Source organism: uncultured Shewanella sp. (assembly GCF_947497935.1).
Taxonomy (GTDB): domain Bacteria; phylum Pseudomonadota; class Gammaproteobacteria; order Enterobacterales; family Shewanellaceae; genus Shewanella.
The window spans coordinates 73300-83470 of sequence record NZ_CANMIO010000020.1; the positions used below are offsets into that span (position 1 = coordinate 73300).

General features: G+C 44.6%; 11 protein-coding genes. 10 read left to right on the top strand and 1 reads right to left on the bottom strand.

The window, feature by feature from the left end; genetic code table 11:
* Positions 1-28: 28 nt before the first annotated feature.
* The gene (fliB, locus tag Q1A86_RS18030; protein WP_299809715.1) at positions 29-1204 is read right to left on the bottom strand and encodes a flagellin lysine-N-methylase; all 1176 of its coding nucleotides are present in this window, start codon (positions 1202-1204) and stop codon (positions 29-31) included.
* A gap of 242 nt (positions 1205-1446) precedes the next feature.
* On the opposite strand from fliB, the gene Q1A86_RS18035 reads away from it, so the two are divergent.
* From Q1A86_RS18035 to Q1A86_RS18080, 10 genes are all read left to right on the top strand, one after another.
* Positions 1447-2256 (top strand): flagellin, encoded by an 810-nt coding sequence (locus tag Q1A86_RS18035; protein ID WP_299809718.1) that lies wholly within the window; start codon positions 1447-1449, stop codon positions 2254-2256.
* Between the two features lie 293 nt (positions 2257-2549).
* Positions 2550-3932, top strand: a complete 1383-nt coding sequence (fliD, locus tag Q1A86_RS18040) for a flagellar filament capping protein FliD (RefSeq protein WP_299809721.1) — start codon at positions 2550-2552, stop codon at positions 3930-3932.
* Positions 3933-3947: 15 nt separating this feature from the next.
* Positions 3948-4328: a flagellar export chaperone FliS gene (gene fliS, locus Q1A86_RS18045; protein ID WP_202723481.1), complete on the top strand. Its 381-nt coding sequence runs from the start codon at positions 3948-3950 to the stop codon at positions 4326-4328.
* The gene (locus Q1A86_RS18050) at positions 4297-4623 is read left to right on the top strand and encodes a hypothetical protein (RefSeq protein WP_299809725.1); all 327 of its coding nucleotides are present in this window, start codon (positions 4297-4299) and stop codon (positions 4621-4623) included. The genes fliS and Q1A86_RS18050 overlap by 32 nt, the downstream gene beginning before the upstream one ends.
* Positions 4616-5722: a flagellar hook-length control protein FliK gene (locus Q1A86_RS18055; RefSeq protein WP_299809728.1), complete on the top strand. Its 1107-nt coding sequence runs from the start codon at positions 4616-4618 to the stop codon at positions 5720-5722. The genes Q1A86_RS18050 and Q1A86_RS18055 overlap by 8 nt, the downstream gene beginning before the upstream one ends.
* Before the next feature lie 14 nt (positions 5723-5736).
* Positions 5737-6192: a flagellar basal body-associated protein FliL gene (gene fliL / locus Q1A86_RS18060; protein ID WP_299809731.1), complete on the top strand. Its 456-nt coding sequence runs from the start codon at positions 5737-5739 to the stop codon at positions 6190-6192.
* 11 nt (positions 6193-6203) lie between these two features.
* On the top strand, positions 6204-6926 hold the full coding sequence (locus Q1A86_RS18065; RefSeq protein WP_299809733.1) for an RNA polymerase sigma factor FliA: 723 nt from the start codon (positions 6204-6206) through the stop codon (positions 6924-6926).
* A 14-nt stretch (positions 6927-6940) separates the two neighbouring features.
* The gene (gene motA / locus Q1A86_RS18070; protein ID WP_299809735.1) at positions 6941-7798 is read left to right on the top strand and encodes a flagellar motor stator protein MotA; all 858 of its coding nucleotides are present in this window, start codon (positions 6941-6943) and stop codon (positions 7796-7798) included.
* Entirely contained in the window at positions 7798-8808 is a 1011-nt protein-coding gene (locus Q1A86_RS18075) for a flagellar motor protein MotB (RefSeq protein ID WP_299809737.1), read from the top strand. Before motA ends, Q1A86_RS18075 begins: the two co-directional genes overlap by 1 nt.
* Positions 8793-9233 carry a hypothetical protein gene (locus Q1A86_RS18080; RefSeq protein ID WP_299809739.1) on the top strand — a complete coding sequence of 147 codons (441 nt, stop codon included), beginning with the start codon at positions 8793-8795 and terminating at the stop codon, positions 9231-9233. Before Q1A86_RS18075 ends, Q1A86_RS18080 begins: the two co-directional genes overlap by 16 nt.
* The last annotated feature ends 938 nt before the right edge of the window (positions 9234-10171 follow it).

The window sequence follows — 10171 nt, forward strand, 5'->3', positions numbered from 1 at the left end:
AAATGGCGGGAAGTTCCCGCCTTCCCCACTAAGACAGCAAGGTTAAAATTGAGGCTAAGTCATCAAATTTAGCTTCATCTAAAAGATTAATAGCGTACTGGCTATAGTTGGCCTTATGCTGCCTATTGGTGTGGTATACCTGAAAACACATGATGATGTCGTGCTCAGACAGCCCATTATTTTTCGCGGCAATCACGGCTAAATAGCAACGCAACATAAAGAAGTCCAACAGCATCACCCTAAAGGCCTGCGATGGAGTGAGTTTATCGACTAGAGGGAAATTCATATGGTAAAGGTAATACAGCAAATAACGGCTAAAGAGTTCTTGTTGGTCTGCCAATGCAGGCTCTGCAACCTCCCTCCAAGCTTGATTAATCTTGCTCATACTAATACTTTTTTCATCATCCGCCATAGATAGAATAGCCTGATTTATTAGCTCAAATCGACTCCGTCCTCGTCTGATTTTATTAGTATTTAACCATAATTGAATTGAGGTAAACGCATGCATCTGGTGTGCATCCGTATCTTGGTTAAAGCCCTCAAAATGCTGCTTTAGCTGACCGTTATCACTTAAAATAATCAGTTGTTGAAACATATTATCGATGGCACTACTTTCAAGTTCGCCATTAGCAACCCGCTCGGTTGTTTTCATCAAAATACCGATAGCGGTAAGACCATGCTCCAAAGGTTGCTCTGGCTTTAGTAGTAGCTGAATAGAGTAGTCATAAGCCTTCTGCGCCCAAACCGCTGTTGCCTTGAAGGTGCGATGGTGGGTGAGTGTCGTGCGTTCAACACGAAATGCATCGGGTCTAAGCAGAATATTTCTTGCCGCTTCAGGGCAAGATAAGGATAAACTGTCATAACGATCCCCTCCTCTCATATGCGCCATTCTGGGATAAGTCTTACAAGTATTGCTTAATAGAGCCTCTCCAGCCTTTGCGTGGATCTGGCACAAGTTATTTTCATCTAAAAAACCACAGGCCCCCTCTTCATTCAATACAGCCTGCGCCCATATTTGCTCACTCTTTTTGACCTTCTTTAGCGCAGTTTTAGCCAAAGCCTTAAGCTCGCTATGTGCCAAGGTTTTTTTATAGCTTTGTTTATCAATATGAATACTCCAGCCATAGCAACAGCTATCTTCACATTCACCACCAATACAACTGAAGTTAGTGACGAAACTGGGTCTAATGAGTGAATGTTTCATTCTCGCTCTCTTTTTAATCAAGTTTTCAAGCCTAGATAAGCTATAAAGAGCGACCGAAATGGTTATTAACTAAAGCTTTTTTATAATTAACCCGTGTTTTTAAAAAAATTTTATACGATAAAACTCAATAACTTAACTCGTTAAGAGTGAAATAAGTTTTGGATAGCTTTCAGTTTTCAATTAGCGCGTCGTTTTAAGTCTATAGACACCAAACAATCAGTTAAAACTCAAAGGAATATCCTATGTTATCTGTAATGACTAACAACGCGTCTAACATCGCTCAAAATGCTGTCACTAAAAATAACGACCTACTTAGCAACGCTATGGAGCGTCTATCTACTGGTCTTCGCATCAACAGTGCTTCTGACGATGCTGCCGGTCTACAGATTGCTACTCGCCTAAATGCCAACGTAACGGGTATGGAAACTGCTGGCCGTAACGTATCTGACGCGACTTCTATGCTACAAACTGCCGATGGCGCGTTAGACGAGCTAAACAACATCGCGACTCGCCAAAAAGAACTAGCAACTCAAGCGGCTAACGGCGTGAACTCGGCTGAAGATATTGCAGCGCTAGATGCTGAATATAAAGAGCTTAACGCTGAAGCTATCCGTATCATCGACAGCACTGAATACAGTGGTAACAAGCTATTCACTGAATTAGATGGTGCTGTTGACTTCCAGATTGGCGCATCTTCAACTGAAAAACTGACTGTAACGACAAAAGTTGCCGATGTTAAGGCACTATTCGTTGGTGAGCTAACAGACCAAGCGGCAGCTGTAGGTGAAATCGACAACGTTAACGCTATTATCGATGCCGTTGGTGCAGAGCGTTCTAACCTAGGTGCGAGCATCAACCGTCTAGGCCACACAGCATCTAACCTAACTAACGTTACCGAGAACACTAAAGCTGCAGCAGGTCGTATCATGGATACAGATTTCGCAGTAGAAACAGCTGCTATGACTAAGAACCAGCTACTAGTTCAAGCGGGTACTAACATCCTGTCTTCTTCAAACCAAAACACGGGTTTGGTTATGGGTTTATTGGGTTAATCTTCCCCCCATTATCCCAACTTTCTTTCAAGGGCCTTCGGGCCCTTTTTTTTGGCAACAAAATCCCCGTAATACTTCAGTGGCTCTAGCTTGAGGTCGCCTTACTCATTATATGGTTGTAGCGAATATAGCACTCAGGTCTAAAGCGGAAGCAACACTTCCCTCCCCCAGTGTCTAACGGAAAATCAATTAACCCATCGCACAGCCTCAAACAAGTAAAAACCTAGCAAAACATACATTTAACTTTTGGCATGAAGATTGCCAATTGCATAACAGCAAGATTGGAGGATCAAATGATTTCAGGTATGGGTGGCGCCTCATTCGCCGAACAACTTATCGTCGCAGAACGTATGGGCAAAGATCAGATATTTGAAAGCAATATGACCAAATATGAGGCACAACTCGATGCCTATAAGATCCTCGAACGTAGCCTAGATAAGATGACCAGCAATCTTGAAAAGATTAATGGCGACGCCTTCGAAAGCAAAACTTCCACAATCAGCGATGATAATGCCTCTATCATGGTCGATAGTGACGCACCTACGGGTAACTACGACCTGCATATTGAGCAACTGGCTCAGGCGCACCAATTAACTAAGAGCTTCGGTAGTGAAGACAGCCTGCTACCCGCAAGCGGCGTAATAGAGATCCAGCTTGGCTCAGATCCTGCTGACAGCATTAGCCTTGATATGTCGGTACTAAACCCTGATGGGACTGCCACAGTCAAAGATCTCACAGGCATGATCAACGAACATTCAGATAACCCTGGAGTACAAGCTTCTCTTGTTCGAACAGGTGGTCAGGTAGAACTCCTGCTTTCCTCTACAAGCACAGGTGCAGAAAACAACATTAGCGTCAGTATGAACGGTGCCGATTGGGGCATGACAGAACGACGCGCAGCACAAGATGCCAAGGTTAATCTCAACGGCATAGATATCACCAGTAGCAGTAATAACTTAGTCAATGTCATCGATGGCGTTTCTATCGAACTCAATAAAGTCCATGCTGCAGGTGAAAGCAGCAGCATCAAGATCGCATCAGATACCGATGCAAGCGAACAGGCAGTTGAAGACTTCGTCGATATCTTCAATAACTTGATGGACGAGATAAATAAGCTAACTCGCTCTATGGGCAGCGAAGAGTTAGACGATATCAATAACGAAAATGACGATAAAGATGACAGCGATGAAGATAAAGATGATGAAGATGACGACTTCAACTCCTCCATCACCGAAGATCAACTCGGCGTACTAAAAGGTGATTCGAGTATAAGAATGCTGCAACAGGGCATGCGTGATGCCATCTTTGATACTGCACCAAACGGCATGCGCCTATCGGATATCGGCGTTGAGATGGGCCGCGACGGTAAGCTAGATATTGACCAAGATAAGCTAACCAAAGCTCTCAAAGATGACCCTGATGCGATACAAGCCATGTTCACCGACGAAGGTAGCTATATCGACAGGCTTGATACCCTCATCGACCCTTTCACCAAGTTCCAAGGCTCAATGGATCTCAAGCAAGAGAATCTAGAAAAGCAAATCGAACGCGTTGAAACCAGTATGGACAATCACGACAGACAGATGGAACAGAGGTATCAAATTTACCTAGCTCAATTTACCGCAATGGAAGCAACCATCAGCCAATTAAACTCAGCTAGCGCACTGTTTTATTAAGGAAACAACCAAAAAATGTTGAACGAGCACGATCCCTTTAATGCTTATAAACAAACCTCTTTAGATGCAAGAGCCGCAGCTGCAAACCCTCATGAGATGGTGCGCATGCTGCTTGATGGCCTGTTAGAGGAGATCCAACGCGCTGCTGGTTTTATGCAGCGCCGCAGCTATGAAGATAAAGGTCAGAGTATTAATAAATGCCTCAATATCGTCCATGGACTCGACTCCATGCTCGATATTGAAAATGGCGGCGAAGTCGCGGCAGGCCTAAACCGCCTTTATGACTATTGCAGTCGACAACTGGTAACCGCAAGCGTTGAAAATAGCGTTGCCGCCCTAGAACCCATCACTAAGGTAATTACCGATGTCAGAGCCGGCTGGGCCAATCTCAATTGAGCAATGGCAGCTGTTTGAAAAAGCACTGCAATTTCATGCCAATGCTCAGAACTGGGACAAGTTAGTCCTAGTGAATCAGAAGATGACCGATGCACTAGTAAGAGCGGGTAAACCAAGCTCTCGCTCGCAGCTGCTTGCGCGTCAATCTTTGGCTAACACCCATAAAACAATACTACAGCGACTAGCACAGGCTCAAGACGAGCTGAAGCAAGAGATGAGTCAATTCAAACAGCAGCAGGATGGCTTAGCCGCCTATCAACTGACTTGTGCCAGTGGCGGAGTTCACAATGACTAGCTCAGTACTACCTAGCACATTCGCAGCTACGTCGGCGACTTCAACTGTACCTAGCGCAATAAGAGCTCACGCTGGCAGCCATTACTCCGATGATAGCGAGTTTCAAAGCGGCAATGAGTCGCTGCCATTTTCGCTAATACAGCCAATTACAGAAACTGCAGTTGTAGTTTCGGGTAATGCTGCAAACGACTTCGCTCAGCCACTGAGTCGGCAACAAGCTCAGACAACCTATAGTAATACGCAGCCACAAATCGACGGTCTCACTCAGGCAATTAACGGTCAGTCGATTGAACAGAGAGGTAATAACAACACGCCCCCTCCGCTCAATCAACAAATATTCAGTGTTAATCCGCTAGCCACACATAATGCTAGTCAAGCAACCGCAAGCCCAGCATTGCAAGTCACCACTGATCAAGCAAAGACGACTCAATTAAGCACAATGAAAGAGCTTGTTGCCAATATGAACACAACTCCGCCAGCCAATACGAGTTTCGAGCCGGTTAGCGGCTTATTAAAACCCGGCGGACCCACTAGCTATACAGGCTTTCAAGCCGTCACTCAGCAACTGTCGAGTACATATATTGCAACCTTGGCAGAGAACACTGGTGTCGACACTATAGACTCAGCAAACCAAATTGCTGCCAGCTCACGCGCTCACAGCACAGTTGCACAATGGGGACCTGTTTCAGTCTCACAGTCAGCCCCTATGCTGCAGCAGAGCCATGAAATGCTATCGCCACTAAGAGAGCAACTGCGCTTTCAAATCGATCAACAGATTAAGCAAGCAGAGCTCAGACTCGACCCGCCAGAGCTTGGAAAAATTGAGCTTAACGTGCGCCTAGATGGCGATCGGTTACATATTCAGATGCATGCCGCTAACTCTTCGGTACGAGATGCACTATTGATGGGACTCGATAGATTACGAGCCGAGCTAGCCATGGATCATGGCGGGCAAATTGACGTAGATATCAGTCAAGGGGAATCACAACAGCAAAAACAGGGCACTTCCGAGTCGGTGATTACAGCCGCAAAGACTCATGAAAACCAGCAAGCAGTTCTAAATGTTCCTCAACAAGATCAAGTTGATCTACTCGCATAATTCCGGAGTTATTCATGTCATCAACGAAAAAGAGCAGTAAACGCATAACCATGACTCTATTAGTCATCTCCTGGACTGCAGCCATTTTCTGGATAGGCTGGCAATCACCCCAACTGATTGGCGGACCGTTTATCACAGAAGAACCCGAGATCAAATCGGCAAAGTTTTATCCTCTCGAAAAATTTGTTATCTCCATCCCTGGTGATGAATACCCGCATTACTTGTTGTTAGAGATGGCATTCAAGAGCCGCTCTCAGAATGCTGAAACCACTATAAAACAGGCCGACCCTGTAATTAAAAATTCATTGATGAAAATGTTCTCCCATAAACACTTCAATGAGCTCAACAATGCCCAGCAGTTCGAATCACTGCAAAAAGAAGCTCACAGCTTACTATCCACGGTATTAGCTGAGAATGATTTTGCTATCGAATTAGATGACGTGCTGTTTACTCGTATGGTTATTCAATAAAGGCCTATGCTATGAATGTTGCGCAATCTGCCTACCAAGAAGTATCTGAAGATAGCACCATGAACCGGCAATCCGAGAGTCAGGTAATGGTGCAGTACCTCCCCTTAGTTAAACGTTCTGTTTCGCAACTTAGAAGTCATTGTGGTTCCGTTCTAGCCATTGAAGATATGGAACAGATAGGCATGATGGCGTTATTAGAATCTGCAAGACGCTACCCAGGTGAATATGATAACGGCTTCATCTCTTTTGCAGGCCAACGTATTAGAGGTGCCATTTTAGATGAACTACGTCGTCAAGATTGGCGACCGCGGCCAGTACGACAACAAGCTCACGAACTTAACGACACGGTACGCCAACTCACCCGCTTATTAGAGAGGGAGCCAAGTGACAAAGAGGTCGCTGAAGCTATGGGCTTGAGTGAACTCGAATACCGAGAGCGCCTTTTTGCTTCTCAGTCTGAATCGATGCGCAGTCTAGATGAACTAATAAGCGAAGGCGGAAACTTTGTCGATAACAATGACATGTTGGAGCAATTTTCAGCAAAAGAATGCTTATTCCAAGCTATTTCAAAATTAAACAAAAGAGAACAGCTAATCCTGTCGCTTTACTATCAACATGAACTCAATTTAAAAGAAATCGCCGCGACCTTGGGATTAACTGAAACGCGTATTTGTCAGCTGCATAAACAAGCAGTGAAGCAGCTTCAGAATATCTATCAACAATGGGAACGGTAAGCAGGTGAGATAGTATGAGCAAACTGTTAGGGCTAGTTATAATTCTCTTGTCGGTTTTTGGTGGATATGTATGGGCAGGAGGCGCATTAATATCCCTTTGGCAACCAGCTGAAATCTTGATTATTTTTGGTGCTGGCTTAGGCGCACTCATTATCGCGAACCCAAAACCCGTTCTCAAGGAGATGTATGAACAGCTTAGAGAGTTGGTAAAAGTCGAACAAGAAGATCCTGAACTTTACCCACAATTATTTGGCTTAATGAACATGCTAATGTCGCAGATACAGTCTCAAGGCCTGCGAGTACTGGATGATCATGTAGAAAAGCCTAGAGAAAGCTCACTATTTTTAATGTATCCAGCTGTGCTGGAACATCCTAATGTGCTTAACTTTCTTATTGATAACTTACGCTTACAATCAATAGGCAAGTTATCCTCCCACGACCTAGAACACATGCTTGAAGAAGAGATCCATCGCATCGACGAGGATAGAATGCGTCCCTCACATGCCCTTGGAAAAGTAGCAGAAGCGATGCCTGGCTTCGGTATTCTCGCAGCGGTTATGGGGATTATCATTACCATGTCGAATATTGATGGCCCAATCACCATGATAGGTGTAAAAGTTGCTGCAGCTTTAGTGGGAACATTTATTGGCATCTTCGCTTGCTACTGCTTTTTTGACCCTCTCTCGAAAGCACTAGAACATCTCGTCGAGCGTAAATCGGCCCAAATGCGCTGTGTTGCCGCGATGCTATCCGCCTTTGCCAAAGGTAAGCCGCCAATGCTTGCTATCGATGCGGGTCGTAAACAGATCCAAAGCGAAAACCGTCCAACCTTTATCGAACTTGAACGCTGGTTGGTGGAGCAAAAAAGCTAATGGCGATTAGACCTGAGCCTGTCGTTATCCGACGCAATAAGCGCTCCAAGGCTAAGGCTAGCCATGGTGGTGCCTGGAAAGTCGCATTTGCAGACTTTACCTTAGCTATGATGGCGCTGTTTATGGTGCTATGGATCATGCAAATTGCCGATCAGCAAGAACGAACCATGATAGTACAGTACCTCAATGGCGACCTTTACGATAACGGTTCAATCAACCCATTCAATTTAAGTGGCGCACCTTCGATGCTCGATTTTCAGAGTAGTATGGGAATTCAGCAAGCCGTACTACCAGCAACCGCTACCGGAGTCGATAAAAGCGGCCCAGCCATGCATAACCGAATCCCTCAAGGAACGAAAAATGCAAAAGCGGGCAAAGGCCCTGAACTCAACTCTTTAGTGCCGGGTAAATTTGAAACACAAGCTCAACTTGAATTCTTGGCAAGGGAAATAGATAAGGTCATTGCGGATGTGAGTATGAGTGCCAACGTTGAGCTACAGGTCGTCCCGCAGGGTGTGCGGATCTTGATGCACGATAATGTGAATCAGTTTATGTTCACTCGCGGTAGTGCCGAGATGAAACCTTACTTTGAAGACCTGCTAATGGCACTAGGCCCACTATTAAGCCAGGTGGAAAATAAGATCACCATTTCTGGCCATACGGATTCCAGTCCTTATGCAGGCAAGACCTTCACTAACTGGGAGTTATCCAGTAAACGCGCGCTTTTAGCAAGACGGGTACTTGAATACGGTGGCCTTAGACGCGACCAAGTTATTCAAGTGACAGGCATGGCAGACCAGGCGCCCTACATCATTGAAGACACAGCAGCTGCAGCAAATAGACGTATTGAAGTATTAGTAATGACCTCTGATGCAGAAAATCAATTGCGTGAGATGATGGGACTACCAATAGAGCCGACAAGCCCAGATGATAACCTTCAACAAGCGAAAAGAATTGCAGAAGCCAACCAACCACGAACGAGATATCCGCAATTATGGACGAGCCAATAGTAACACTCGGCGAGTTTATTCCTGCAGATAAAGAAGTAAAAATACAGAAGCCAGGGAAAGAAAACCGACAATACCTAAGAGTAAGCTTAAGAAACAATGACCAACAAGATATTCTCAGTGCCTGTGATGGAGTCACCGTTTCTCTTGTAAAAAAACAATGCTGGCTCAGTCGGAAAATAGGCATCGCCAATATAAAAAACGTTGGCTTAGGGGGAGTTGGGCTGATCAGCCGCTGCAATCTACAAGCTAAACAAACTATCTACTTGTCACTAGAGGGCGAACACTTCCCAATACGGGTGATGCATATAGAAAACATTAGCCATAAGCTTAACTTTATAGGTGCAAAATGGGCGCTACAGGACGAAGAACAAATACTGTATATCACCAATAAGATCTATAACTTGAGTCGGTCACCACAGATATAGTGGTTTAAACAATCTAGGTATTCAGTGGCAATTAAGGAGATCACAATGCCTGCTTCATATGAGCGAAAAGGACCCGACGCCTTACAAAAGCTCTTTCTGTATTTAATAATCTTTGACTGGATTATCTTAATCTACTTAATTGTTGAGATAAAAGAGATGTCATTCAGACACGGTGCTATCACTTCAGTCGTTGTAGCTATGTTCAATTTACTCTTGGTTAATCTATGCTTTAGACGTGCGCGTAGAGCAGAAGATAGTTACCAGATTTATCCTGTTATAATAGGCTCATTACTCTCCTTTGTTCTTATCGCATACTTCTTTTTCTTTTAGACCACTATCTAGCCCGTTACCACCATAACGGGCAGCCTCCAAGCAATGACTATACCTTTACAGAAGCTTCAACAATTCACCAAGTAAGCATTCAAATACGCGAATGACTATCAACAAAACTTGGCTATTTAAGATATGTCGAGTTAATAGAACTCACTGATTCAAGACCATTCCACACTTAGCTCCTAATCTGGAGAAACACTTAGAAATAAAGACGTTACGCATAGCGGCCGGCGACCAATATGGATATAGCAAGTATCAAAAATTGTTGGGAGCAACTTTGGTCTGCGCATATGAGACATAAAAAAACCCTCGACTTACTTGTATTTAGCGTCTGGAAATAAGCGACTAGGTGGCGCTGCGAACACATGGGGGTGAAAGCCCTGCTTTGGATGCAGCGCATTCAAGGTCTTTGAAGTGCAAGTAACTTGTTACGAAGCTGGAGGCAAGGCACACGGAAGTGCCGGATGCCAGAAACGCATGAATGCAGTTTCAGGCCAAGCTCATCGACGGGTTGACGTAGGGGTAGGTATTTATGCCTACTTTAAGTGAAGCAGTCACCTTAACGGGTAGCTGTATTCTAGATAAGTTAGCGTTCAATATTTTAC

Coding starts and splice junctions, on each gene's coding strand:
- Q1A86_RS18080 (WP_299809739.1), top strand. CDS start 8,793: ATGGACGAGCCAATAGTAACACTCGGCGAGTTTATTCCTGCAGATAAA.
- Q1A86_RS18050 (WP_299809725.1), top strand. CDS start 4,297: ATGTCAGAGCCGGCTGGGCCAATCTCAATTGAGCAATGGCAGCTGTTT.
- Q1A86_RS18065 (WP_299809733.1), top strand. CDS start 6,204: ATGAATGTTGCGCAATCTGCCTACCAAGAAGTATCTGAAGATAGCACC.
- Q1A86_RS18035 (WP_299809718.1), top strand. CDS start 1,447: ATGTTATCTGTAATGACTAACAACGCGTCTAACATCGCTCAAAATGCT.
- motA (WP_299809735.1), top strand. CDS start 6,941: ATGAGCAAACTGTTAGGGCTAGTTATAATTCTCTTGTCGGTTTTTGGT.
- fliL (WP_299809731.1), top strand. CDS start 5,737: ATGTCATCAACGAAAAAGAGCAGTAAACGCATAACCATGACTCTATTA.
- fliD (WP_299809721.1), top strand. CDS start 2,550: ATGATTTCAGGTATGGGTGGCGCCTCATTCGCCGAACAACTTATCGTC.
- Q1A86_RS18075 (WP_299809737.1), top strand. CDS start 7,798: ATGGCGATTAGACCTGAGCCTGTCGTTATCCGACGCAATAAGCGCTCC.
- Q1A86_RS18055 (WP_299809728.1), top strand. CDS start 4,616: ATGACTAGCTCAGTACTACCTAGCACATTCGCAGCTACGTCGGCGACT.
- fliS (WP_202723481.1), top strand. CDS start 3,948: ATGTTGAACGAGCACGATCCCTTTAATGCTTATAAACAAACCTCTTTA.
- fliB (WP_299809715.1), bottom strand. CDS start 1,204: ATGAAACATTCACTCATTAGACCCAGTTTCGTCACTAACTTCAGTTGT.